A 23,248-nucleotide genomic window follows, 5' to 3' on the forward strand; every position below is an offset into this window, starting at 1 on the left:
GGTGGGGTGGCGGCCCGCGCACGGGAGTTTTCCTGCTGGCGCGCGTGGTTCGGTGCCGACGGACGATCTTGCGGCCGTGATCAAAGGACGGCAGTGGTCGCCCCGGCGACCACGGGCGTCCTTCGATCGGGGTCGCGCTCAAGTCGGTCGCTTGGGTGGGGGGTTGCGGGGAGGATCGTGGGGTGGACGACCTGTTTCAGGACAACATGCTGTGGCCGGTGCGGGTCGTGCTGACGAAGCGGGCCGGGTGGTCGCTGTGGGGTGGCAACACGCCCGATGCGCGGGACTTCCTGCTGCCGGTCGGGGCCAGGTACGCGCTGTTCGACACCGCCGAAGGGCTCTGCGAATTCCTGCGGCGGGACCGGACGAGCCACGTGCTGGCCGACACGTTCGGCTGGGAGGGGCTGCGGCACGGGCTGCGCGGGCGGATGCCGGACGTGCTGGACGTGGCCGAGTTCCGGTTCGACCGGTTCGCCGGGTGGAGCCCGCGGTATGAGGGCGGGGGACTGGTCGACTGCCTGGACCTGATCCGTGATATCGGGGACCAGTTCGGCGACGACCTGCTGATCGGTTTCGGTCGCCGGGGCGGGGCGCTGCGGCAGCTGTACGACGTGCTGTGGGGCGAGGCGGAGCGGGTCGTAAAACCGGAGCGGGTCGCCAAGGCGGCGCAGCAGGCGGTGGCGCGCCTCGAGGTGCTCGCGAAATGGAATCCCAGGAACTGAGGCGCCGCGCTACGATCGGGGCGCCTGTGATCGAAAGGACGTGGTCGCGAGACACGACAAGCCGGAGACGGGGCCCTGGTCGGGGAGCTGACCAAGGGTCGGGGTCTGGAAACGCCGTGCCCTGTGCGGGTGACGGCGCCGCTCCCTTGTAGTTCTCGCTCGGCGTGAGACAGCGCCGCGATCACCCTTGGAAGATCATGATTCTCGTCATCGGTGCCACGGGCACCATCGGTTCTGAGCTCGTTCCCCTGCTTGCGCGGCGGCACGCCGTGCGGTCCATGACCCGCAGGCCTTCCCTGCCCGGCCAGGTCCACGGTGACCTGGACCGGCCCGAGACCCTGCCCGCCGTGCTCGACGGTGTCACGTCCGTGTTCGTCCTGGTGCCCGGGTACGGGCCGGACGGTCCGGTGCAGGAGCGGGCGCTCGTCGCCGCGGCGCGGCGGGCCGGCGTGCGGCACCTGGTCAAGCTGTCCACCAGCGGCGTCACGTTCGGCGCCACCGACGCGATCTCAAACGGTCACCGCGGCGGCGAGGACGTCATCCGCGGGTCGGGGATCCCGTGGACGATCGTGCGGCCGGGGACGTTCATGACGTATCTGGAGCAGTACGCCACCGGCATCGTCCGGGAACGCACCATGACGGTCACCGAGACCGACCCGGTGTCCGCGATGGTGCACCCCCTCGACGTGGCCGCCGTCGCCGCGGCCGTGCTGACCACGCCGGGGCACGAAGGGCGGGAGTACACGGTCACCGGGCCGGAGGCGCTGTCGCCCGCCGCGCAGGCCGCCGCCGTCGCCGAGGCGATCGGCGAACCGGTGCGGCTGGCGGTGCGGACCGTGGCGGAGACCAGGGCGGCGTTCGAGGCCCGGGGCTGGGGCGGGCCCAGGCTGGAGTCGCTGCTGGAGCTCAAACGCCAGTCGTGCGCCTGGGACCGCACGGTGCTGGACACCGTGCCCCGGCTCACCGGCCGGCCGGCGCTGACGTTGCGCGACTGGCTCGAGGAGCATGCCGGGCCGTTCAAGGGCGGCGACGGTACCGGTCGTCCCTGACCAGCACGTCCATCTCCAGGTCGCCGGCGAGGGATCCGTACAGGCCGAGCAGCAGCGCCGCACCGTGCCGGCGGACGTCACGGAGGCGGGGCACCGAAGCCGTGGCGGCGGTGACGGCGTCGCCGAGGTGGAACAGGGCACGCGGCGTGCCGGTCAGGAACAGCGTCGCCGCGTGCTCGGCCACCCGCATCCGTGGCGGGGCGTCCCATCCGGGGTCCCGCCACGGGCGTGGCGCGGGTGAGCGCAGCGTGGCGGGCCGGCCGGTGGACAGGCCGGCCCGCACCGCCTTCCACGCCGAAGGGCGAAGTGCGGCGTCGGTACGGGCGAGGACCAGGTCGAGCCGGTCAGGGCCGGACGGCCGTCGGGCAGGTGGACGACGCTGTGCGGCGAGACCGCGGCGACACGGCACCACGCGGCGAACTCGACCAGCGCGCCGCGGGACCCGGCGAGCAGGCCGTAGCCGTCGGGGGCGAGCGGCGACCGCACCGCCAGCTCCGGCAGCGGCGACCGCGGGCGCAGCACCCGCACGGTCGGAGACCGGTGGATCTGCGCCCGCAGGTTCGCCGCCGCGTGCGTCACGTCAGTGGATGCTCGAGGTCAGACGCGCACCGGTTCGGCGGCCGGGTCCGGTGCGGCGGCGAGGTGCTCGCGGAGCTTCTCGCCCTCGATGTCGACGTTCGGAAGGATCTTCGACAGCCAGCCCGGCAGCCACCACGCGGAGCGGCCGAGCAGCGACACGACGGCCGGCACGATCGTCATGCGGACCACGAACGCGTCGATGGCCACGCCGATGGCGAGGGCGAAGCCCATCGACTTGATGACCGGGTCGTCGAGCAGGATGAAGCCGGCGAACACCGACGTCATGATGAGCGCCGCCGCGGTCACGACCCGGGCGCCGTGGCCCATGCCGCTGATCGTCGCTTCCTGCGGGCCGGCGCCGTGCACGTAGTCCTCCCGCATCCGGGAGACCAGGAACACCTCGTAGTCCATGGCGAGGCCGAACAGGATGCCGATGAGCAGGATCGGCAGGAAGCTCACCAGGGGCCCGGGTGTGTCGAGGCCGACGAGCGAGGCCAGGTGCCCCTTCTGGAACACCAGGACCGTGATGCCGAAGGTCGCGCCGACGGTGAGCAGGAAGCCGGCGGCGGCCTTGAGCGGCACCAGGATGGAGCGGAACACCAGCATCAGCAGCAGCACCGACAGCCCGACGACGAGCAGCAGGTAGCGCGGCATGGCGTCGGACAGCTTCTCCGACACGTCGATGCCGACGGCGGTCTGGCCGGTCAGTGCGATGTCGGCGCCCTGGACCTGCTTGACCTTGGTGCGCACGTCGTGCACGAGGGTCTCGGTCGCCTCGTCCGTGGGTCCGGTCTTGGGGATGATGCCCAGCAGGGCGGTCTTGCCGTCGCGGCTGAAGTTCGGCGGGGTCGCGGCGAGCAGGTTCGGGGTGCCCTGCAGGACGCCGAGGGCCTCCTGTGCCTTCGCCTTCGTCGTGTCGGCGGAGCCGGTCGACACGAGCAGGGCGAGGCGGCCGTTGAAGCCGGGGCCGAAGTGCTGCTCGATGACGTCGGCGGCCTTGCGGGCGGGGGAGTCGGTCGGGCCGGCGCTGGCCCCGGGCAGCGCGATGCGCATGTCCGCGGCGGGGATCGCCAAGGCGCCGAGGCCGATGACGCCGATCAGCAGCACCGGTACGCGGAAGCGGGTGATCGCCCGCGCCCAGCGGAACCCGAACCCGTCGACGTGCTTGGTGATGGGCGCGCCCGCGCCGGTGCGGCGCAGGCGGCGCGGCAGGATCCGCTGGCCGGCGAAGCCGAGCAGCGCCGGCTGCAGCGTGATCGCGACGAGCACCGCGACCGCGACCGTGCCCGCGGCGGCCAGGCCCATCACCGTCAGGAACGGGATGTTGACCACGGCGAGCCCGGCCAGGGCGATGACGACGGTGGCGCCGGCGAAGACGACCGCGGAGCCCGCGGTGCCGACGGCGCGCCCGGCCGCCTCCTCGGGGCTGAGGCCGTCGACCAGGTTCTGCCGGTGCCGGGAGGTGATGAACAGCGAGTAGTCGATGCCGACGGCGAGGCCGAGCATCAGCGCGAGCACCGGCGCGGTGCTGGTGAGCTGGACGGCGCCGCTGAGCGCGAACAGCCCGGCCATGCCGGCGCCGACGCCGATCAGCGCGTTGAGCATGGTCATGCCCGCCGCGACGAGGGTACCGAACGTCACGACCAGCACGACGAGGGCGATGAGCACGCCGATGCCCTCGGTGCCACCGACCTCGGGCTCGGCGTTCATGACCTCGCCGCCGTGCTCGACCTGCAGGCCGGCCTGCAGGGCCGCGGCGCCGCTGGCCTCGTAGGCGGAGCGCTGCTCGTCGGTGACCTTGTCGGCACGGTCGACGAACTGGACGGTGATCATCCCGTACCGGCCGTCCTGCGACAGGGCGCCGGTCTGGAACGGGTCGAGCGCGCCGAGGACGCCGGGCAGCTTGGAGGCCTCGGCGACCAGGCCCGCCACGGTGCTCTTCGACGCGGCCAGCTGCTGGCCCTGCGGCACGCCGATGACGATGGTGCCGGTCGCGCCGCTGGCCTCCGGGAACTGCGACTTCAGCGCGTCGATCGCCCGCTGCGACTCGGTGCCCGGCATGGTGAAGTCACTCGAGGTGGCGCCGCGGAACGCGGCGGCGGCGCCGCCGAGCCCGCCGAGGATCACCACCCAGATGATCAGCACGGTCCAGCGGTGCCGGAACGAGGCCCGCCCCAGCCGGTAGAGCACGGTTGCCATGTCGGTCGTCCTTTGTCCTGGTCGGTGCCTCAGAGGGATTACTGCAGGGGTTACTGCAGGGGTTCCAGCGCGCGCTCGGCGGTCGCGATGAGCGCCGAGCGCATGGTGGCGTCGTCGAACTCGGTGCAGGCGAAGACGACCGCGGGCAGACCGGCGAGCACGAACTTCGCCGACAGCCGGGACGCGGCCGAGCCGGAGCCGCCGGCGAGGGCCGCGAGCAGCTTCTCGGTGAGCTCGTTCACCGGCCGCAGGACGGGCTGCTGCAACAGGTAGGGCAGGTCGCCGTAGATGACCTGGATCTCCTTGCGGTAGCGCAGCGCGAGATCCACGAACCCCTCGATCCCGATCGCGCGGGCGGCGCGCGGGTCGGGCGCGGCGGCGACGCGGACGTCGAGGTCCGCCAGCTCGCCGAGGGCCGGCGCGCACATGGACGTGAGGATCGCGTCCTTGCTGTCGAAGTGGTAGAGCAGCGCGGCCTTGGAGCAGCCGACCTCGGCCGCGATGTCCTGCAGCGACGTGCCCTTGTAGCCGGCGGCGGCGAACTGGCGCGCGGCGGCCGACAGGATCTCGTCGCGGGTGTTGTTGCGGACCATGCGGGCTCACCTCCGACGGCCAGCATGCCTGACCGATCGGTCAGAACCTGACCGATCGGCCAGTTCTGTGCCCGACCTCACAAACCCATCGGCGGCTCGCGGCCGGGTCTGAGCCCTGGGCGTCAGCTCGCGACGGCCAGCGGGGCGCCCGTGGTGTCGTCCACGACGAGCCGGCCCCGCAGCGGCAGTTCGAGCCGGATGGTCACGACCTGCGACGTCGTGTCCACCGTGCCGCACGTGACCAGGTCGTGCACGTAGGCGATCATCCGGATCAGGTTCAGGGTCTCGTCGACATGGAGCCGCACGAGCTCCTGGCAGCTGGAGTACCTGAGATGGACCTCGAGGGTGCGCTCGCCGCTGCCGGGCGCGACGAAGACCATGTCGATCGGCACCCGGGGCAGGTCCGGCGGGCGGGTCAGCCACATCACCGCCGCCGCGACGACCACCGCGCCCGCCGCCACGACCGGCCACCTCCTGCGCCGCCGGTTCATCCGGAGCCCCCGTTCCGTACCACCGTCACCTCACACGCACGGTAACGGTGGTCGATACGTTCTGTCTGCCCTGGCCGGGCCTCAGAGGGCGGCGCGGACGGCGGCCTCCACCGCGGCGGGGACGGGGCCGCCGTGCAGGGCGTCGAGGGCGAGCAGCGCCGCGCCCGCGACCGGCGGCGACGTGAGCACCGTGACCGTCGCCTGCGGCGACAGCGCCGCGAGCCGGTCCACGATGTCGGCGTGCAGCTGCGGGTGGCGGGCGGTGAGCACGCCGCCGCCGAGCACGACCGTGTAGGGCGAGTCCAGCAGCGACAACCGCCCCGCCGCGACCCGCACGAGCGCCTCGATCTCGGCGGCGAGCCGCGCGACGACCCGCGACGCGACCGCGTCGCCCGCCGCGGCGACGGCGAACAGGACCTCGCACAGCTCGTCGAGGCGGGCGGCCGGCACCTCGCCGAGGTGCAGCGCGACGCTGACCGCCTCCACGCTGGGCTGGCCGAACGCGGCGGTGACGGCCTCGGACAGTGCTGTGGCGGGTCCGCGGCCGTCCTCGCCGCGCACCGCGTGGTAGAGCGCGAGCGCGGCGAGGTGCTGCCGCCGCCCCAGTCCCCGGACAGCTGGCCGAGGGCCGGGAAGCGCGAGGTGTGCCCGTCGCGGCGGCGGCCGGCGGCGTTGATCCCGGCGCCGCAGACGACGCCGACCGCGTCGGGTGCGGCGGTGCCGGCGCGCAGCAGCGCGAACAGGTCGTTGTCGACGGTGACCGCCTCGGCGAGGCCGAGACCGGCGACACCGGCGTCGAGCCGCTCGACCTCGACGGGCAGGTCGGCGCCGGCGAGGTACGCCGACAGCCGGCTCAACGGCAGCGCCGCCGGGATCGCGGCGGCGGCGCGGGCCCGGCGGACCAGGTCGCCGAGCTGCTCCAGGCAGCCCGGCAGCCCGACGACGTGCGGGGAGACGGTGGGTCCGTGAATCCGGGCGAGGATCCGGCCGTCGGAGTCGCCGAGGACCACGTCGGTCTTGGAGTTGCCCCCGTCGACCGCGGCGAACAACTGTGCGGTCACGAGAGCCACGCGAGGTGGTCGCGGTTCGCGGCGAGCAGGTCGTCGGTGAGCCGGGTCGCCTGCGCGTGCTGGCCGACGAGGGGGTGGGCGAGCAGCGCCTGGTACACGCGGTCCCGGCCGCCGTGCACGGCCGCCTCGACGGCGAGCTCCTCGTATGCGCTGACCGCGCCGACGAGCCCGCGATGGTGCGGCGCGAGGGGGGTCACCGGCAGCGGGGTGGCGCCGGCGGCGCCGACGCGGCAGGTGACCTCGATGACCGCGTCGTCCGGCAGGAACGGCATGGTGCCGTCGTTGCGGACGTTGACGGCGTGGATGCCGCCGTCGTCGTGCTGCAAGGAGGCGATCAGCCCGACGGCCGCTTCGGAGTAGAACGCGCCGCCGCGCTGCCCGAGCAGCTCGGGCTTCACCGTGAGCGTGGGGTCGGCGTACATCTTCAGCAGCTCGGTCTCGATCTCGGACACCTTCGCGCCCCGGGTCGGCTGACCGCGCTCCTCGGCGACCACGAGGTCGTGGCAGTAGAAGTACCGCAGGTAGTACGACGGCACGTTGCCGAGGGAGGCCAGCACGTCCGAAGGGATCTGGACCTCGGCCGAGATGTCCGAGATATGCGATGACAGCAGCTCAGGCAGCCGGTCGACGCCGTCGACGTACACGGCCCGCTCCCACGTCAGGTGGTTCAGCCCGACGTGGTCCAGCACCACCGATGCGGGATCGGTCCCCAGGGTCGCGGCGAACCGGCGCTGGAAGCCGATCGCCACGTTGCACAGCCCGGCGGCCTTGTACCCGTGGTCCAGCAGCGCCCGGGTCACGATCCCGACGGGGTTGGTGAAGTTGACGATCCACGCGCCGGGGTCGGCCCGCCGGGCGATGTCCAGCACGACCGGCACCGTGCGCAGCGCCTTGGCCAGGCCGCCGGCGCCGGTCGTCTCCTGTCCGACGCAGTCGCAGGCCAGGGGGAACGTCTCGTCGCTGATGCGGGCCGCCTGCCCGCCGACGCGCAGCTGGATGACCACGGTCGCCGCGCCGGCCAGGGCGTCGTCGACGTCGGACGTCCACCGCAGCTTCCCCGGGTGGCCGTGCGCGGCCATGAGCCGCCGCGCGAACGCCCCGACGACGTCGAGCCGCTCCTGGGCGGGGTCCAGCAGGACGATCTCCGAGGCGAACGGGGCGAGCCGCGCGAACCCGTCGATGAGCTCCGGGGTGTACGTGGAGCCACCCCCGACGACGGCGATTTTCAACCTTTGACTCCTGTCAACGTGACACCTTGCACGAAGGCGCGCTGGGCGAAGAAGAACAGCACCACGACGGGCACCATCGTGAGGATGGTGGCGGCGCTGACGAGGTTCCACTGCACATGATGCAGCGTCTTGAACGAGGCGAGGCCGAGCGACAGCGTCCAGTTGTGCTCGTTCTCGCTGGTGTACAGCAGCGGGCCGTAGTAGTCGTTCCAGGCGTAGAAGAACTGGAACAGCGCCGCGGCGGCGATCCCGGGTCGCGCCATCGGCAGCACGACGCGCAGCAGGGTCCGCCACTCGCCGCAGCCGTCGACGCGGGCCGCGTCGAGGTACTCGCCGGGGATGGTGAGCAGGAACTGCCGCAGCAGGAAGATCGAGAACGCGTCGCCCAGCAGCATCGGCAGCACCAGCGGCCACAGCGTGCCGGTGAGGCCCCAGTTCGCCCACATCAGGTACAGCGGCACCGTCGTGACCTGCGGCGGGATCATCATCATGCAGACGATGACGACCAGGTAGGCGCCCTGCCCCCGCCAGCGCAGCTTCGCCAGGGCGTACGCGGCGGGGACGCTCGCCAGCAGCATGAACGCGGTGGCCGCGACCGAGTAGAGCACGGTGTTGAGCAGGTACCGCGGCAGCGGCGTCTTGCTGAACACGTCGGCGTAGTTGGCGAAGCGCCACTCCCGCGGCCAGTAGTTCGCGGTCAGTGCCTGCGAGTCGGTCATCAGCGAGGTCAGCAGCAGGAAGATCACGGGTGCGACGAACATGACGCACAGCGCGATCGTGAGGCTGTGCCTGGCCGTCCACAACAACCAGCGGTTCATGCCGCCACCTCCGCTGCGCTCCGGTGTCGGCCTGAACCCGACCTGTCACATGATGAGCGGGCCAAGCCGCTGCGCTGCCCGCTCATGTCACCTTCAGGGATCGGCGCAGGAGCAGCAGCGAGACGGCGAACGCGACGAGGAACAGCACCACGGCCATCGCGTTGGCGTAGCCGAGGGCGCCGTAGCGGAAGCCCACGACGTACAGCCACAGCGGGTAGGTGAACGTGGAGCCCTCGGGGTAGCCGAAGGTGGAGGAGATCCCGGCGCCGACGGTGGCCTGCCCGCTGGCGGCGGACGCGGCGACCGCCGCCTGTGCGAAGTACTGCAGGGTCGTGATGACCCCGATGACGGCGGTGAACACCACGACGGGCGAGACGTGCGGCAGCGTCACGTGCCGGAAGCGCTGCCACGCGTTGGCGCCGTCGATCTGGGCCGCCTCGAGGTGCGCCTGCGGCACGTCCAGCAGCGCCGCCAGGTAGAGCACCATGACGTCGCCGACGCCCCACAGGCCCAGCAGCACCAGTGACGGCTTGGACCAGTCGGGGGAGTTGAACCACAGGGGCCCGTCGATGCCGACGTGCGCCAGGGCGGTGTTGACCGGGCCGACCCCGGGTTTGAGCAGGTACACGAAGGCGAGGGTGGCGGCGACCGGCGGTGCCAGAGCCGGCAGGTAGAAGATCGTGCGGACGATCCCGGCGCCGCGCTTCACGGAGGTGAGCAGCATCGCGGTGGCCAGGCCGCCGATCATGCGGGCCGGGACGAGGATCGCGCACAGCCACAGCGTGTTGGTGGCGGCGCGGGTCAGGAACGGGTCGTCGAACAGGTGCCGGTAGTTGCGCAGCCCGACCCATTCCGGGGTGCTGAGCAGGTCGAACTTCGTGAAGGAGAAGTAGACCGCGGACAGCAGCGGATACAGGAAGAAGACCACGATGCCGACCGTCGCCGGCGCCATGAACGAGGCGACGGTCAGCGCGTGGCGGAGCTTGTGGTGCACGCTACCCGCCCAGCTGCAGCAGCGAGTTGACCTGCTTGTCCACTTCGGACAGTCCCTTGCCGAGGTCGGCGGCGCCGCCGCTCTGCCACGTGTCGCAGAACGTCTGGAACGTCTCCTGGTACGCCGGCCCGGCCGACGACGGCGGCGTGGTGGCGGTCTTCGGGTGGTTGAAGATGTCCACGAACACCTTGAACTCCGCGTCGAGGTGCAGGTCCGGCGAGGCGAGCGCCTCCTTGGTGGACGGGATGTTCTTGAGGGTGTTGGCGAGCTTGACGATCGCCTTGGTGTCGGTCGTGAGGTACTTGATGAGCTCCCACGCCGCCTCGGGGTTCTTCGCGGTGCGGGAGATGCCGATGACGTTGCCGGTGACGTAGCCGGAGCCGTAGCGCTCCGGGCTGGACGTCGGCATCGGCGCGACCCCGAACTGCAGGTCCGGCGCCTGGTCCTTGGCGAACGCGATGCGGTACTCGCCGTCGAAGTTCATCGCGACCTGGCCCTTCTGGAAGGCGTTCGCGTCGGAGTACTCGTCGCCGAGGGAGGCGCGGAAGGCCTCCAGCTTGTCGTAGCCGTACCAGTCGACGAGGTCCTTCTGCCACTTCAGCAGCGTCTGCCAGGCAGGGTCGCCGCCGATCGCGGACGTTCCGTCGCCCTTGAGCCACTGCCCGCCGACCATCGGCCCGAGGTGCGACGGGGAGTTCTCGTAGAAGCCCCACAGCGGCAGGAACCCGGCGGTCTGGATGGTGCCGTCGGCGGAGCGCTTGGTGAGCTTCTTCGCCGCGTCGGTGAACTCCTCCAGGGTCTTCGGCGGGCCGGCGATCCCGGCCTCGGAGAACAGCTTCTTGTTGTAGTAGAGCCCGTACGCGTCGGCGAGGACCGGCATCGCGCAGCGCTTGTTCTTGTACTGGGTGTACTCCTTGACGGTCTGGGGGAAGCCGTCGAGGCTCACCTTGTCGCGGGTCAGGTACTGGCCGAGGTCCAGCCAGGCGCCGCTGGCGCAGAACTGCCCGACGATGTCGGTGGAGTAGGACAGCCCGACGTCGGGGCCCTGCCCGCCGCCGATCGCCTGGGTCATCTTCGAGTCGTCCTGGCCGGACTTGACCACGACCTTGATCTTCGGGTGGGACGCCTGGAAGTCCGCGACGACCGCGTCGATCGCGGTGGCCTCACGGTCGGTGAAGAAGTGCCAGAACTCCACGGTGCCGGAGACGTCGGCGCCGGGGTCGGCGATCGGCTTGTCCTTCGGGCCGGGGGTGCAGGCGGTGGCCAGCAGGGCCACCGCTAGGAGAGGGACGATGCGACGCAAGGGGTTCCTCCTGGGGGTCGGAACAGGGGCACGCGGAGATCGCCGGTCAACAACGTATTGACCAACGTGATTTGCATGGGGGATCGTGATGGGGTAGCGCGCGGACGTCGGTCGATGCCGCCAGATCGGCCGACGTCCGCGGTCCGGTGGCTAGACGCCCGGCTGCCGCAGGGTGTCCAGCAGGGCCTGCCGCACGGCGGACAGCGCGGCGTCCGCGGCGCCCAGCAGGGGAGCGTCGTCCTCGACGGTGCTCACGGCGATCTCGGTCTCCAGCGGCGCCGCCCGCGACATCGCCTTCGCGACCGCCTCGCCGAGCGCGCCTCCGCCGGCCCGGCCGATCTCCCCGCCGAGCACGACGAGGGTGGGTCGAGCACCGCGACGACCGCGGCGAGGCCGAGCACGATGCGCCCGGCCAGCTCGCGCAGCACGCGCTGTCGGTGAGCGGCACGCCCCGCTCGGCGGCGAGGGTCCGCACGGCGTCGCCGCTGACCAGGTCATGGAAGTCGCGGGCGCCGTCGGCGGCGACCGGCATGTAGCCGATCTCGCCGGCGCCGCCCCGGGCGCCGCGCAGCAGCTTCCCGCCGCCAAGGTCGATGGCCAGACCGAGGCCGCCCTCGCCGAGCCACAGCAGCACGAACCCGTCGTCGTCCGGCAGGCGCTGCGCGGCGCCGTGGGCGCGTTCGGCGAGCGCGGCGAGGTTGACGTCGTTGTCGACCTCCACCGGTACGCCGGCCGCCGTGGCGAGGTCGTCGACGAGGCCGCGGCGGCTCCAGCCGGGCACGTCGACGTGGTGGATGACCCGGTCCCGGGGGTCGAACGCGCCCGCCACGGCGAGCTGGACGTGCGCGACCGGGCCACGGCCGACCCCGGCGGCCGCGCACAGCGCGTCGATGGTCCCGCCGACCGCGGTGGCCGGGTCGGTGTTGGCGAAGTCGACGGGGAGGGCGAGCCTGGCCCGCTGGACGCCGCGCAGGTCGTGCAGCGACGCGGTCAGCGACGGTGTGCCGTCACGCACCGACATGGCGACGGCGTACGCGGCGTCGGGGTTGACCGCGTACACCTCCGCGTTGGGGCCGGGCCGGCCGGTCTCGTGTCCGGCGCCGACGACCAGGTCGGCGTCCGCGAGCCGCCGGACCGCCTCGGAGATCGTCGGCTTGGACAGGCCCGTCAGCGTGCGCAGCTCGGCCCGGGTGAGCTGGCCGTGGTCGAGCAGATGCCCGAGCGCGGCCGCCTCGTTGAGCGCCTTGAGCAGCTTCGAGGATCCCCCGAGCGGCATTTGCTGCCTCCGCCAACTAATAGGCAAACTGACTAACAGTTGTGGAGAACGTAAGCGGCGTCACGCCGTCGTGTCAACGGCCGGTTCGCCAGTCGCGCACAACCGCCTCCGCGTCCAATGCCGGCAGGATCGTCGCCGGGCCCTCGAGGAGCCCGCGCCGGGCCTGCTCAATGCGGGTGTTCAGGTCCGCGACCACCGCCCGCACCCGTTCCTCGGTGCGCAGCGTCGGCAGCAGCGACGGCAGGTCCTCGACCTCGCGGCGCAGCCGCAGCGTCGGCGGGACCCCACCCGGCAGCCCCTGCCGGCGGGCGAGGTCGCGGATCCACCAGTCCTCGTCATAGAGCTCACCGCGGTCCGGCAGCGGCTTCCCGGCGCCCGGCAGGTCGTCGAACTGCCCGGCCTCCTGCGCCTCCCGGATCTGCCGGTCGATGTGCGACTCGTACCAACTCGACATGATCTCATTGTCCGGTGGAGCAACTGGAGCGCTACGGCTATCCCGCCCTCGCACTGCTCGTGCTGCTGGAGGGGATCGGCATCCCCACCCCGGCGGTGAGCGTGGTGGTGGCGGCCGCGGTGCTCGCCGGGCACGGCTCGATGAGCCTGCCGCTGGTCGTCGCGGTCACCTTCGCCGCGGCGGTCGCCGGCGACAACCTCGGCTTCTGGCTCGGCCGCCGCGCCGGTCGTCCGGTGATCCTGCGGTGGGGCCGGCGGGTCGGGCTGACCGAGCCGCGGCTGACCCGCGCCGAGGACTTCTTCGCCCGCCGCGGCCGCAACATCGTGGTCGTGGCCAGATTCATCGACGGCCTGCGCCAGACCAACGGCCTCATCGCCGGCGCGATGGCCCTGCCCTGGCGCCAGTACGCGGTCCGCGACGCGATCGGCGGGGCGCTGTGGACGGCGTTGTGGGTGTCGGTCGGCGCGCTGGCCGGCGGCAACCTGGACCGCTTGCACGCCCTCCTGCGCCGCTATGAGACGCCCGCGCTCGTCGGGGCCGGGGTGCTGCTGGTCTCGTTGCTGCTGGTGTACGTCTGGCGCCGTCGCCGCCGCGTCACCTCCTGACCGGGCCGGCAGGCGTCGTCGGCCTGCTCGCGCCGGCCGTCCGGGGGCACGGGTCCGAGGATCGCGATGATCGATCGTCGTCGCTGACCCGTCGGCGCCACGCCGGAGGCGACTACATTACGTAACCTTCCGGGTGCATTGCGTGACTGTTTTTCGTGAAATATCCGTCCAGCGCTCGCATTTCGGGGTTAAGTGGGGGTCGCGACGGACGTTCACCCGTCGAAAACTCGTCGAAAGGTCGTCATCATGAATCGCTGGCTCATCCGGTCGGTGCAGATCGCCGCGCTGTCCTTGGGTGGCCTCGCGCTCACCGGCACCGCCGCGCACGCCGACTGGATCAGTGGACCCAATGTCGGGTTCGGCAACGGCAACCAGACCTCGACCACGGTCCAGGTGCCGGTGAACATCTGCGGCAACGCAGTGGCGATCGTCGGCTTCGCGAACGCCAACTGCTCCGGTGGCGCCTACGCCTACAACGGCAGCGGCGGCAGCTACAGCGGTGCCGGCAACTCCAACGGCAACGGTAACGGCAACACGAACGCCACCAGCCACAAGAAGAAGCACAAGAAGCACAGCGCGAACAGCAACTCGTACGGCAACAACAACTCGTACTACCACAACAATTCGTACGGCAACTCCAACGGCAGCAACGGTGGCGGCGGCGCGTACGCGTACAACAACAACGGCGGCAACTGGACCACCGGCTACAACGTCGGCTTCGGCAACGGCAACCAGACCTCGACCACCGTGCAGGTGCCGATCAACGTGTCCTGCAACTCGATCGCCGTGATCGGCTTCGCGTCGAGCTGCTGACCCGTCAGTTGGTACGCAGAGGCACCGCCTGCCTCGCCTCGTAGAGCGTTGGCCGATGTCCGCGGTTGGATCAGCCCTCCCCGCGGTGCACCGGCCAACGCTTCCGGCGTCTCCGGGTGTTATCCGATCGGCACGGCGGTGCCGGTGACGGCCACGCCGCTCGCCGGATCCGCGTCCAGCTCGACCGTGACGAGGCTGGGCCGGCCGAGGTCGTCACCCTGGTGGATGCGCAGCGTCGCGGGGACCTCGACGAGCCCGAGCTCGCGCAGGTAGCCGCCGAACGCGGCGGCCGCCGCGCCGGTCGCCGGGTCCTCGTAGACCCCGCCGGGCGGGAACGGGTTGCGGGCGTGGAAGACCGTCGCGGACTCCCGCCACACCAGGTCGATCGTGGTCCAGTCGTGCCGGGCCATCAGGGCGGTGAGCGCCGGCACGTCGTAATCGAGGTCCGCGAGGCGGGCCCGGGTGGCGGCGGCGACGATCGGGTGGCGGGCGCCCGCGTACGCCACCCGCACCGGCAGCGCCGGATCCAGGTCGGTGGCGTTCCAGCGCAGCGCCCGCAGCAGCGCGTCGAGGGCGTCGGCGTCGATCGGCTCGGTGTGCGGCGGCACGCTGCGCAGGGTCGCGGTCAGCCCGTCCACGCCGACCCGCGTCTCCACCTCGATCGTGCCGACCTGCGAGCGCAGCCGCAGCGGCCCGAGCCCGAAGCGTTCCGCGTACGCGGCGGCGGTCGCGATCGTGGCGTGGCCGCAGAACGGCACTTCCGCCAGCGGGCTGAAGTACCGCACGGCGATGCCGTCCGGCTCGTGGAACAGGAACGCGGTCTCCGAGTACCCGACGTCGGCGGCGACCGCCTGCATCGCGGCGTCGTCGAGGCCGGCGGCGTCGAGCACCACCCCGGCAGGGTTGCCGCCCTTGGGGTCTGTGGTGAACGCGCTGTACCGAAGGATTTCCATGCCTTCGACGCTAGGCCCGCCCCGGCCCGGCGGCGCGGTCCAATCCGCCTCGGGTGGTTGTGGGCGGTGCCACTGTGCCGGGTTCAGGCGCGGGCCGCGACCAGGCCGAACGAGGACGGGGTGACGTTGGGAAACACCTCGGCGAGCGAGCCGAGACCGCAGCGGCGCTGCAGGATCTCCCCGATCACCGACCGGTAGTCCGTCGTGGTGGCCAGGTCACCGGCGGTCAGCCTCGCCGGTGCCAGGCCCGGCCAGGTGCCGTGGACGCGGCCGCCGCGGACCCCGCCGCCGAGCAGCAGCATGGCGTTGCCGTTGCCGTGGTCGACGCCGCGGGAGCCGTTTGGGCTGGCCGACGGCCTGGACCGCGCCGAACGTGCCGGCCTTCCAGCGGGCCAGCAGCGGCGCGAACGCGGGGTGCAGGCCGAAGGTCCCGTCACCGGCGATCACCGACGCCTTCGGCACGGCGATCGTGGGGCGGGCCGTGTAGTAATCGGGGTCGCCGATCGGCACGACGGCGGACAGCCCGTCGAACCCGCCGCGCAGCGACAGCACGACGACGGTGTCGCCGGTGTACGGGGTACCGGTCGCGTGCCGGTTGGCGTCGAACTTGTACGTGCCGGTGGTCTTGTCGACGGTGAGGCCGGTGAGCAGCCGCGCGGCGTCCTTCACGTCGGCCTCGGTGTAGATCAGCCCGACGGTGTGCAGCTCCATGAGTTCACGCGCGTAGTTCTCGTTCGGCTTCGCCTTCGTGGAGGTGCGGTTGTCCAGGTAGGACAGCATCGCCGGGGCGGTGGCGGTCGCCTTGAGCAGGTCGGCGAACCGGCCGAGCGCGTGCCTGCGGATCAGCACGTCGTAGGCAGGCGGCTGTCCCACACCTCGCCGGTCGGGCAGGTGACGTTGAGGTGGTTGGACCACACGTCGACCATGACCTCGAGCAGCTGCCGCCTGCTCCACGCGGCCCGGGCGACGGCCGCGGATCCCAGCTGCTGCATGGCGTCCCAGGCACCGAACTTCATGGTGCCGGCCTTGACCTTCGCCCGGATGCCGCCGATGTCCAGGCCGATCAGGGGGTACCGGGTGAGCAGCGCGTCGCACGCGGCGTCGTCGACGGCGGCGGGGTTGAGCTGCCGGTCCAGCCAGGCGGTGACGCCGATGCCGCGCAGCTCGGCCTCGGTGGCGGGGGTCGGTCCGTAGGTGGCTCGGCGCAGCAGGTGCAGCGCCGGTCCTGCGAGGTGAAGGCGGTCACGCCGACCCACGTCGACACCGCCGGGCCCGGTCTGACGACGACGGCCGTCACGCTCCCGCCCGGCACCCGCTCCGCACCGGGGCGTGCGCCGGTCCGGCCGTCACTGCGTGGCGCTGCGCACCGCGGCGGCGAACGCGGCGATGGACAGGTGGGCGGCGGTCCCGGCCCGGTACGCGAACCGGGTCCTGCGCCTGGTCCGCAACGCGGTGAGCACCACGCCCTCCGGCACCGCCGGCGGGCGCAGCGCGAGCTCCGGCACGACGGCGACGCCCTGGCCGGCGGCGACGAGGGCGAGCACGGTCACGAAGTCGTCGGCGTGGTGCCGGGCGCGGGGGAGGAACCCCTCGGCCTCGCAGGCCCGGACCGTCATCGTGTGGCACAGGGTGCCGGGCCCGGCCAGGATCCACCGCTCGTCGCGGCAGCCGGCCAGGTCCAAGGGGCGGGTCGCGGCCAGGTACATCGTCTCGTCCAGCAGCGGCGCGGTGTCCAGGGCGGGGTCGGGGGCGATCGGGACGAGGTCGTAGTCGTGCACGAGCGCGACGTCGAGGGTGCCGTCGCGCAGCCGGGCCGGCACCAGCGCCGGGTCGAGCTCGTCGACGGTGAGGTCGAGCGCCGGGTGCTCCCGGGCCAGCGAGGCGAGCGCGGCGGGCAGCAGGGTCCGCATCGCGGTCGGGAACGCGCCGATGCGCAGCGGCCCGGACAGGCCGGTGCAGGTCGCGGCGAGGGCGGCGGTGGCCCGCTCCAGCGCGGCGAGGACCTCCTCGGCGTGCGCGGCCAGGACCGCGCCGGCGGGGTGAGGGTGACGCCGCGGCCGGTGCGGGCCAGCAGCGGCGTGCCCGCCTCCCGTTCCAGCGCGGCGAGCTGCTGCGACACCGCCGACGGCGTGTAGTTGTGGGCGGCGGCCACCGCGGCGATGGTGCCGCGGCCGGCGAGGTCGCGCAGGAGGCGCAGCTTGCGCACGTCGAGCATCAGGTCAGCTTATGCTCGCCGGTACGAATGTGAACTGGACCTTCCGCTCGGCTCGCGTGACGCTGGACGGCATGGAGCTTTCGGGGATCTTCGTGCCACTGGTGACACCGTTCGACGCCGACGGGTCGGTCGTCCTCGAGGCACTGTCGTCGCTGGCCCGGCGCGTGCTGGATGAGGGCGCGGCGGGCCTGGTCGCGCTGGGCACCACGGGGGAGCCGGCGACGCTGAGCGCGGCGGAGCGGGCGGCGGTCGTGGACACCTGCCGGGTGGTCTGCGCGCGGCACCGGGTGCCGCTGCTGGTCGGCGTCGGCGGCAGCTCGACCGCGGGGACGCTCGAGGCGGTGCGTGCCGTGCGCGGCGACGTGGCGATGGTGGTCGTGCCGCCCTACACCCGCCCGGGCGCCGCCGGGGTCCTGGCACACCTGCGGGCCGTCGCCGCCGCCTCGCCGGTGCCGGTCGTGGTCTACCACGTGCCGTACCGGACCGGGCAGAGCCTGGACGTGGCGTCGCTGCTGGAGATCGCGGCGATCCCGAACGTGGTGGGGATGAAGCTGTCCGACGGCGCGATCAGCGGCGACACCGTCGCGTTCCTCGGCGCGCTGCCGCCCGGGTTCTCGGTGCTCGGCGGCGACGACGCGGTCATCGCGCCGCTGCTCGCCCTCGGCGCCGCCGGCGGCATCCTGGCCTCGGCGCACGTGGCGACGGGTTCGTTCGTGGCCCTGTCCGACGCGTGGCGCTCCGGCGCCGCCGCCTCCGCCCGGGACCTGGGCCCCAGGCTCGCGGCGGTGTCCGCGGCGCTGTTCGCCGAGCCGAACCCGGCCGTCATCAAGGCCGTGCTGCACGCGACCGGCCGGATCCCGACCCCGTCGGTGCGGCTGCCGCTGCTGCCCGCCTCCGCACCGGCGACGACCGCGGCGCTGCGGGCCCTCGATCGTGTCGCGGCGCTCGCCACGTCCGGGTGAGCGCACGCACCGGACATCGATGCATCGTCACGTCGTGATCACCCACCGGGGTCGATGGCGCGCTTGCCCCACGCGATCACATACCGGACGGTTCGACCAGCTTGTCACGGTGGCACGTTCGGAGGATTCCGCCCTGCTGGACAGCCCGTACCGTCGATGGCGTCACCAAGTGTTAGCAACTGAGGGGGAAATCCCATGAGCGACTTCGACACCGGCGCCGACTACGGCCACGTCGAGGCGGGTCAGGAGCACGAGTCGCTGGACCAGCTCCACCAGGTTGAGGGCAGCGAGAACGACTACAACTCGCAGTTCGGCGTGTACGAGCAGGACCACGCCTCGGCCGAGTCCACCAGCTTCGACCAGGGCCACCACGTGGAGTACTCGAACCCGTCGGGCGAGCACTACGAGGAGTCGGACTTCACCTCCTACGACCACAGCGAGGCCGAGGCCGACCACATCTTCGCCGCCGAGGGCTCGGAGTCCTCGCACGCCTCGGAGTTCGGCCAGCTCGACGCCCTCCAGCACCAGCTGGACTCGTCGTTCGCCTCCGCCACCGAGCTGCACACCGGCGGCGGTGCGGGCGAGCTCGGCGTCGCCTCCAACTGAGCTTCCGCACCACCCCGAAGCCGGTCAGCCCCGCAGCTGGCCGGCTTCGCCGTTGCCGCCCCGGCGCGGTCGGACAGTGGGTGCGGGTATCGTCCCGGCTGGTCCGCGAGGATCGGGGGCCGACCCGAGGAGGATCATGAGGCGCAGTGCCGCGCTGGCGGTCATGGTGGCGTTCGCGATGAGTGCGGGCGCGGGTGTGAGCGGTTGCAGCTCGTCCGGCGGGTCCGGCGCCGCCCCGGCCGCGGGCCTGTCGGCCTCGACGTCGGGTGCCCCTCCGGAGTCCGCGGGTCTGCAGTCGTCCGGTGCCACGTCGCCTGTGTCGTCGGGCGCCCCCCAGGCGGGCTGCACGATCTTCCCCGCCGACAACGTCTGGCACGCCGACGTGTCGAAGCTGCCGGTCCACCGTGACTCGGCCGCCTGGGTCAACAGCATCGGCGCCGCCGCGCATGCCCATCCCGACTTCGGCGCCGGGCTCATCGACGGCGCGCCGTTCGGCATCCCGGTCACCACCGTCGGGGCCGGCCAGGCCTCGGTGAAGGTCACCTTCGACTACGCCGACGAGAGCGACAAGGGCCCCTACCCGGTTCCGCGCAACGCCCGCATCGAGGGCGGGGCGAACGCCGACGGGGACCGGCACGTCATCGTCCACGACACCGCGGCGTGCAAGGCCTACGAGCTCTACGACGCCCACCCGAACGGTGACGGCTCCTGGAAGGCCGGGTCGGGTGCCGTGTTCGACCTGCGCCGCAACGACCTGCGCAAGGCCGGCTGGACGTCCGCCGACGCGGCCGGGCTGTCGGTCCTCGCCGGGCTGCCGCGCGCCGAGGAGGTCGCGGCCGGGCGGATCGACCACGCGATCCGCTTCACCGCGCCGAAGACCCGCAAGTCCTACGTGTGGCCGGCCCGGCACGCCGCCTCGAGCTCGACCGACGCGGCCCTGCCGCCGATGGGCGCCCGGTTCCGCCTGAAGGCGTCGGTGGACATCTCGAAGTTTCCCGCGCAGGCCCGGGTGGTCGCGCAGGCGCTCAAGCAGTACGGCGCGATCCTCGCCGACAACGGATCGCCGTGGTTCTTCTCCGGCACCCAGGACGACAAGTGGAACAACGGCCAGCTCAACGCCCTGAAGGGCCTCACCGGCAAGGACTTCGAGGCGGTCGACGGCTCGCTGCTGATGGTGGAGGCCAACTCCGCCCGCTGCCGCCCATGAGGTTCAACCTAGCATCCTAGGACGCGTTAGCGGCTGTGGCGTCGACCACGCGGTCGCGACCATGGTCAGATTCGCGGCAGTTGGTAGATTGGGCGTGCCGGCAATACCCGCGCGGGAGAGATCGTCTGCAGCCAGGACGGCGCCGAAGGGGCAAATCCTCCCCGGAACCTCTCAGGCAGAAGGACCGCGACGGGTTGGCACCTCTGGAGGCCACACGACAGAGGGGGAGGGCGCGCGCTTCCCCGACCCTGGATCCGAAAGAGTGTGGCCAATGACCAACTTTGCCAGCAGGCACATCGGACCGTCGCCTGACGAGCAGTCGAGGATGCTCAAGACCGTCGGGTATGACTCCGTCGAGGCGCTGATGACCGCGGCGATCCCCGGCTCGATCCGCTGGCACAAGCCGCTGGCGCTGCCCCCGGCGGCGTCCGAGGCCGAGGTGCTGGGGGAGCTGCGGGCCCTCGCCTCGGCGAACCGGACGCTGGTCAGCATGATCGGCGTCGGCTACTACGGCACGCACACGCCGCCGGTGATCATGCGCAACGTGCTGGAGGACCCGTCGTGGTACACGGCGTACACGCCGTACCAGCCGGAGATCAGCCAGGGGCGGCTCGAGGCGCTGCTCAATTTCCAGACGGTGATCGCCGACCTGACCGGGCTGCCGGTCGCGGGGGCGTCGCTGCTGGACGAGGCGACCGCGGCCGCCGAGGCGATGACCCTCGCGCGCCGCTCGTCGAAGGTGAAGGCCGACGTGTATGTCGTCGACGCCGACGTCCTGCCGCAGACCCTGGCCGTGATCCGCACCCGGGCGGAGCCGCTGGGCATCACCGTGCACGTCGCCGACCCGGCGGGCGACGACCTGCCGGAGGAGTACTTCGGCATCCACCTGCAGTATCCGGGCGCGTCCGGCGTGGTCCGCGACTTCGAGCGGCTCACCGCGCGGGCGCATGACCAGGGTGCGATCGTGACGTTCGCCGCGGACCTGCTCGCGCTGTGCCTGCTGCGGGAGCCGGGCGCGTTCGGCGCCGACGTCGCGGTCGGCAGCGCGCAGCGCTTCGGGGTGCCGATGGGCTTCGGCGGGCCGCACGCCGGATACATGTCGGTCCGCAAGGGCCTGGAGCGCACGCTGCCCGGCCGGCTGGTCGGCGTGTCGAAGGACGCGGACGGCGCCCCGGCGTACCGGCTGGCGCTGCAGACCCGCGAGCAGCACATCCGGCGGGAGAAGGCGACCAGCAACATCTGCACCGCGCAGGTGCTGCTCGCCGTCACGGCCAGCATGTATGCGGTGTACCACGGCCCGGACGGGCTGCGGGGGATCGCGTCGCGGACCCACGACATGGCGGTGCGCCTGGCCGCGGGGCTGCGTGCCGGTGGGGTGCGCACGCAGCACGCGGCGTTCTTCGACACGGTGACGGCGGTCGTGCCGGGGCAGGCGGCGAAGGTCGTCGCGGCCGCCGCGGACCGGGGGATCAACCTGCGGCACGTGGACGAGGACCGGGTCGGGATCGCGTGTGACGAGACCACGACGTTCGGGCATCTGCGTGACGTGCTGTCGGCGTTCGGGCTGGCGCACGTGGACGTGACGGCGCTGGACACGGCGGACGTGGTGCCGGCGCAGCTGCGGCGCACGAGTGACTTCCTGAGCCACCCGGTGTTCGGCACGCACCGGTCGGAGACGGCGATGCTGCGGTACCTCAAGCGCCTCTCCGACATGGACTACGCGCTGGACCGGGGGATGATCCCGCTGGGGTCGTGCACGATGAAGCTCAACGCGACCGTGGAGATGGAGCCGATCACCTGGCCGGAGTTCGCCAACGTGCACCCGTTCGCGCCGGCGGCGCAGACGCAGGGCTACCGGAAGCTGATCGGTGACCTGGAGCGGTGGCTGGCGGAGGTGACCGGTTACGACGCGGTGTCGCTGCAGCCGAACGCCGGTTCGCAGGGGGAGCTCGCGGGGCTGCTGGCCATCCGGGCGTATCACCACTCGCGGGGCGACACGGCCCGGGACATGTGCCTGATCCCGTCCAGTGCGCACGGCACCAACGCGGCCAGCGCCGTGATGGCGGGCATGCGGGTGGCGGTCGTGGCGTGTGACGAGCTGGGCAACGTGGACCTCGACGACCTCGCGGCGAAGATCGAGCTGCACCGGGACCGCCTGGCGGCGATCATGGTGACGTATCCGTCGACGCACGGGGTGTACGAGACGGGCATCGCCGACCTGTGCGCCAAGGTGCACGAGGCGGGTGGCCAGGTGTATGTCGACGGCGCGAACCTCAACGCGCTGCTCGGCTATGCCAAGCCGGGGCAGTTCGGGGCGGACGTGTCGCACCTGAATCTGCACAAGACGTTCTGTATCCCGCACGGCGGTGGCGGCCCGGGTGTGGGCCCGGTGGCGGTCCGCGCGCACCTGGCGCGGTTCCTGCCGTCGCACCCGGTGCTGGAGCAGGACGGTGTGCCGGCCCCGGTCGGTCCGGTGTCGGCGGCGCCGTGGGGTTCGGCGGGGATCCTGCCGATCCCGTGGGCGTATCTGCGGCTGATGGGCCCGGATGGGCTGACGAAGGCGACGGCGACGGCGGTGCTCGCAGCGAACTACGTGGCGGCGCGGCTGCGGGAGCATTATCCGGTGCTGTACAGCGGCAGCGAGGGCCTCGTGGCGCACGAGTGCATCCTGGATCTGCGGGCGATCACGAAGGCGACCGGGGTGAGTGTCGCGGATGTCGCGAAGCGGCTCATCGACTACGGCTTCCACGCCCCGACGATGTCGTTCCCGGTGTCCGGCACGCTGATGGTGGAGCCGACCGAGAGCGAGGACCTGGCGGAGCTGGACCGGTTCTGTGACGCGATGATCGCGATCCGTGAGGAGATCGACCGTGTTGCGGCCGGGGAGTGGCCCGCCGGGGACAACCCGTTGGGCAATGCGCCGCACACGGCTGCGGTGGTCACCGCCGACGAGTGGTCGCACGCCTACCAGAGGTCGGTGGCGGCCTACCCGGCCGGCGTGTCGGTGGCGAAGTACTGGCCACCGGTGCGGCGCATCGACGACAGCTACGGAGACCGGAACCTGGTCTGCTCGTGCCCGCCGGCGTCAGCCTACGAGGAGTAACTGATTA

General features: G+C 72.2%; 24 protein-coding genes, 1 pseudogene and 1 riboswitch. Of the genes and pseudogenes, 9 read left to right on the forward strand and 16 right to left on the reverse strand.

What is annotated here, in order from left to right; translation table 11 throughout:
- The first annotated feature begins 182 nt into the window (after positions 1–182).
- Both OHA72_RS40250 and OHA72_RS40255 read left to right on the forward strand, forming a co-directional pair.
- A complete protein-coding gene (locus tag OHA72_RS40250; RefSeq protein WP_327001330.1) occupies positions 183–722 on the forward strand; it encodes a hypothetical protein in 540 nt (179 codons plus the stop codon).
- Between the two features lie 197 nt (positions 723–919).
- A complete protein-coding gene (locus OHA72_RS40255; protein ID WP_327001331.1) occupies positions 920–1,771 on the forward strand; it encodes an NAD(P)H-binding protein in 852 nt (283 codons plus the stop codon).
- On the opposite strand, the gene OHA72_RS40260 is transcribed toward OHA72_RS40255, so the two are convergent.
- The 5 genes from OHA72_RS40260 to OHA72_RS40280 form a co-directional block, all read right to left on the reverse strand.
- Complete coding sequence (locus OHA72_RS40260; RefSeq protein ID WP_327001332.1) at positions 1,740–2,183, reverse strand: hypothetical protein; 444 nt, start codon at positions 2,181–2,183, stop codon at positions 1,740–1,742. The two genes, OHA72_RS40255 and OHA72_RS40260, sit on opposite strands and share 32 nt — an antisense overlap.
- A 185-nt stretch (positions 2,184–2,368) precedes the next feature.
- Positions 2,369–4,549, reverse strand: coding sequence for an MMPL family transporter (locus OHA72_RS40265; protein ID WP_327001333.1), 2,181 nt, complete (start codon positions 4,547–4,549; stop codon positions 2,369–2,371).
- A 50-nt stretch (positions 4,550–4,599) separates the two neighbouring features.
- On the reverse strand, positions 4,600–5,142 hold the full coding sequence (locus OHA72_RS40270; protein ID WP_327001334.1) for a TetR/AcrR family transcriptional regulator: 543 nt from the start codon (positions 5,140–5,142) through the stop codon (positions 4,600–4,602).
- Between the two features lie 122 nt (positions 5,143–5,264).
- Positions 5,265–5,603 carry a hypothetical protein gene (locus tag OHA72_RS40275; RefSeq protein WP_327001335.1) on the reverse strand — a complete coding sequence of 113 codons (339 nt, stop codon included), beginning with the start codon at positions 5,601–5,603 and terminating at the stop codon, positions 5,265–5,267.
- Positions 5,604–5,714: 111 nt separating this feature from the next.
- Positions 5,715–6,194 (reverse strand): hypothetical protein, encoded by a 480-nt coding sequence (locus tag OHA72_RS40280; protein ID WP_327001336.1) that lies wholly within the window; start codon positions 6,192–6,194, stop codon positions 5,715–5,717.
- 3 nt (positions 6,195–6,197) lie between these two features.
- On the opposite strand from OHA72_RS40280, the gene OHA72_RS40285 reads away from it, so the two are divergent.
- Positions 6,198–6,602 carry a hypothetical protein gene (locus tag OHA72_RS40285; RefSeq protein ID WP_327001337.1) on the forward strand — a complete coding sequence of 135 codons (405 nt, stop codon included), beginning with the start codon at positions 6,198–6,200 and terminating at the stop codon, positions 6,600–6,602.
- Between the two features lie 88 nt (positions 6,603–6,690).
- Here OHA72_RS40285 and OHA72_RS40290 read toward each other — a convergent pair whose 3' ends face one another.
- The 6 genes from OHA72_RS40290 to OHA72_RS40315 all read right to left on the reverse strand — a co-directional run bounded on the left by OHA72_RS40290 (position 6,691) and on the right by OHA72_RS40315 (position 12,777).
- The gene (locus tag OHA72_RS40290; protein WP_327001338.1) at positions 6,691–7,932 is read right to left on the reverse strand and encodes a 6-phospho-beta-glucosidase; all 1,242 of its coding nucleotides are present in this window, start codon (positions 7,930–7,932) and stop codon (positions 6,691–6,693) included.
- Positions 7,929–8,750, reverse strand: a complete 822-nt coding sequence (locus OHA72_RS40295; protein WP_327001339.1) for a carbohydrate ABC transporter permease — start codon at positions 8,748–8,750, stop codon at positions 7,929–7,931. The genes OHA72_RS40290 and OHA72_RS40295 overlap by 4 nt, the downstream gene beginning before the upstream one ends.
- 82 nt (positions 8,751–8,832) lie before the next feature.
- The gene (locus OHA72_RS40300) at positions 8,833–9,744 is read right to left on the reverse strand and encodes a carbohydrate ABC transporter permease (protein ID WP_327001340.1); all 912 of its coding nucleotides are present in this window, start codon (positions 9,742–9,744) and stop codon (positions 8,833–8,835) included.
- A 1-nt stretch (position 9,745) separates the two neighbouring features.
- Positions 9,746–11,047 carry an ABC transporter substrate-binding protein gene (locus tag OHA72_RS40305; RefSeq protein WP_327001341.1) on the reverse strand — a complete coding sequence of 434 codons (1,302 nt, stop codon included), beginning with the start codon at positions 11,045–11,047 and terminating at the stop codon, positions 9,746–9,748.
- A gap of 46 nt (positions 11,048–11,093) precedes the next feature.
- Complete coding sequence (locus OHA72_RS40310; protein WP_327001342.1) at positions 11,094–12,323, reverse strand: ROK family transcriptional regulator; 1,230 nt, start codon at positions 12,321–12,323, stop codon at positions 11,094–11,096.
- A 73-nt stretch (positions 12,324–12,396) separates the two neighbouring features.
- Complete coding sequence (locus OHA72_RS40315; protein ID WP_327001343.1) at positions 12,397–12,777, reverse strand: DnaJ family domain-containing protein; 381 nt, start codon at positions 12,775–12,777, stop codon at positions 12,397–12,399.
- A 14-nt stretch (positions 12,778–12,791) separates the two neighbouring features.
- Here OHA72_RS40315 and OHA72_RS40320 point away from each other — a divergent pair, with 14 nt between their 5' ends.
- Both OHA72_RS40320 and OHA72_RS40325 read left to right on the forward strand, forming a co-directional pair.
- Entirely contained in the window at positions 12,792–13,382 is a 591-nt protein-coding gene (locus OHA72_RS40320; RefSeq protein WP_327001344.1) for a DedA family protein, read from the forward strand.
- Positions 13,383–13,628: 246 nt separating this feature from the next.
- Entirely contained in the window at positions 13,629–14,195 is a 567-nt protein-coding gene (locus OHA72_RS40325) for a chaplin family protein (protein ID WP_327001345.1), read from the forward strand.
- Between the two features lie 119 nt (positions 14,196–14,314).
- Here the strand turns inward: OHA72_RS40325 and OHA72_RS40330 are convergent, their stop codons facing one another.
- The 5 genes and pseudogenes from OHA72_RS40330 to OHA72_RS40350 form a co-directional block, all read right to left on the reverse strand.
- Positions 14,315–15,148 (reverse strand): PhzF family phenazine biosynthesis protein, encoded by an 834-nt coding sequence (locus tag OHA72_RS40330; protein ID WP_327001346.1) that lies wholly within the window; start codon positions 15,146–15,148, stop codon positions 14,315–14,317.
- A gap of 83 nt (positions 15,149–15,231) precedes the next feature.
- Entirely contained in the window at positions 15,232–15,450 is a 219-nt protein-coding gene (locus OHA72_RS40335) for a hypothetical protein (RefSeq protein ID WP_327001347.1), read from the reverse strand.
- Positions 15,365–16,021 carry a DUF1800 family protein gene (locus tag OHA72_RS40340; RefSeq protein ID WP_327001348.1) on the reverse strand — a complete coding sequence of 219 codons (657 nt, stop codon included), beginning with the start codon at positions 16,019–16,021 and terminating at the stop codon, positions 15,365–15,367. The genes OHA72_RS40335 and OHA72_RS40340 overlap by 86 nt, the downstream gene beginning before the upstream one ends.
- Positions 15,991–16,404: a DUF1800 family protein gene (locus OHA72_RS40345; protein WP_327001349.1), complete on the reverse strand. Its 414-nt coding sequence runs from the start codon at positions 16,402–16,404 to the stop codon at positions 15,991–15,993. The genes OHA72_RS40340 and OHA72_RS40345 overlap by 31 nt, the downstream gene beginning before the upstream one ends.
- 90 nt (positions 16,405–16,494) lie before the next feature.
- Positions 16,495–17,363, reverse strand: a pseudogene (locus OHA72_RS40350) (LysR family transcriptional regulator).
- Positions 17,364–17,434: 71 nt separating this feature from the next.
- Here OHA72_RS40350 and OHA72_RS40355 point away from each other — a divergent pair.
- From OHA72_RS40355 to gcvP, 4 genes are all read left to right on the forward strand, one after another.
- Positions 17,435–18,325 carry a dihydrodipicolinate synthase family protein gene (locus OHA72_RS40355; RefSeq protein WP_327001350.1) on the forward strand — a complete coding sequence of 297 codons (891 nt, stop codon included), beginning with the start codon at positions 17,435–17,437 and terminating at the stop codon, positions 18,323–18,325.
- A 195-nt stretch (positions 18,326–18,520) separates the two neighbouring features.
- Complete coding sequence (locus OHA72_RS40360) at positions 18,521–18,931, forward strand: hypothetical protein (protein ID WP_327001351.1); 411 nt, start codon at positions 18,521–18,523, stop codon at positions 18,929–18,931.
- A 136-nt stretch (positions 18,932–19,067) separates the two neighbouring features.
- Entirely contained in the window at positions 19,068–20,138 is a 1,071-nt protein-coding gene (locus OHA72_RS40365) for a hypothetical protein (protein WP_327001352.1), read from the forward strand.
- Positions 20,139–20,240: 102 nt separating this feature from the next.
- A riboswitch (glycine riboswitch) is annotated at positions 20,241–20,335 on the forward strand.
- A gap of 74 nt (positions 20,336–20,409) precedes the next feature.
- Positions 20,410–23,241: an aminomethyl-transferring glycine dehydrogenase gene (gene gcvP, locus OHA72_RS40370; RefSeq protein ID WP_327001353.1), complete on the forward strand. Its 2,832-nt coding sequence runs from the start codon at positions 20,410–20,412 to the stop codon at positions 23,239–23,241.
- The last annotated feature ends 7 nt before the right edge of the window (positions 23,242–23,248 follow it).

Origin of the sequence: Dactylosporangium sp. NBC_01737 (assembly GCF_035963215.1) — a bacterium.
Classification (GTDB): domain Bacteria; phylum Actinomycetota; class Actinomycetes; order Mycobacteriales; family Micromonosporaceae; genus Dactylosporangium.

What these genes read in the sequence shown, in the direction of transcription:
- OHA72_RS40265 (WP_327001333.1), bottom strand. Translation starts at nt 4,549, where the DNA reads ATGGCAACCGTGCTCTACCGGCTGGGGCGGGCCTCGTTCCGGCACCGC.
- OHA72_RS40255 (WP_327001331.1), top strand. Translation starts at nt 920, where the DNA reads ATGATTCTCGTCATCGGTGCCACGGGCACCATCGGTTCTGAGCTCGTT.
- OHA72_RS40270 (WP_327001334.1), bottom strand. Translation starts at nt 5,142, where the DNA reads ATGGTCCGCAACAACACCCGCGACGAGATCCTGTCGGCCGCCGCGCGC.
- OHA72_RS40315 (WP_327001343.1), bottom strand. Translation starts at nt 12,777, where the DNA reads ATGTCGAGTTGGTACGAGTCGCACATCGACCGGCAGATCCGGGAGGCG.
- OHA72_RS40360 (WP_327001351.1), top strand. Translation starts at nt 18,521, where the DNA reads ATGAGCGACTTCGACACCGGCGCCGACTACGGCCACGTCGAGGCGGGT.
- OHA72_RS40330 (WP_327001346.1), bottom strand. Translation starts at nt 15,148, where the DNA reads ATGGAAATCCTTCGGTACAGCGCGTTCACCACAGACCCCAAGGGCGGC.
- OHA72_RS40365 (WP_327001352.1), top strand. Translation starts at nt 19,068, where the DNA reads ATGAGGCGCAGTGCCGCGCTGGCGGTCATGGTGGCGTTCGCGATGAGT.
- OHA72_RS40310 (WP_327001342.1), bottom strand. Translation starts at nt 12,323, where the DNA reads ATGCCGCTCGGGGGATCCTCGAAGCTGCTCAAGGCGCTCAACGAGGCG.
- OHA72_RS40295 (WP_327001339.1), bottom strand. Translation starts at nt 8,750, where the DNA reads ATGAACCGCTGGTTGTTGTGGACGGCCAGGCACAGCCTCACGATCGCG.
- gcvP (WP_327001353.1), top strand. Translation starts at nt 20,410, where the DNA reads ATGACCAACTTTGCCAGCAGGCACATCGGACCGTCGCCTGACGAGCAG.
- OHA72_RS40325 (WP_327001345.1), top strand. Translation starts at nt 13,629, where the DNA reads ATGAATCGCTGGCTCATCCGGTCGGTGCAGATCGCCGCGCTGTCCTTG.
- OHA72_RS40335 (WP_327001347.1), bottom strand. Translation starts at nt 15,450, where the DNA reads ATGCTGCTGCTCGGCGGCGGGGTCCGCGGCGGCCGCGTCCACGGCACC.
- OHA72_RS40355 (WP_327001350.1), top strand. Translation starts at nt 17,435, where the DNA reads ATGGAGCTTTCGGGGATCTTCGTGCCACTGGTGACACCGTTCGACGCC.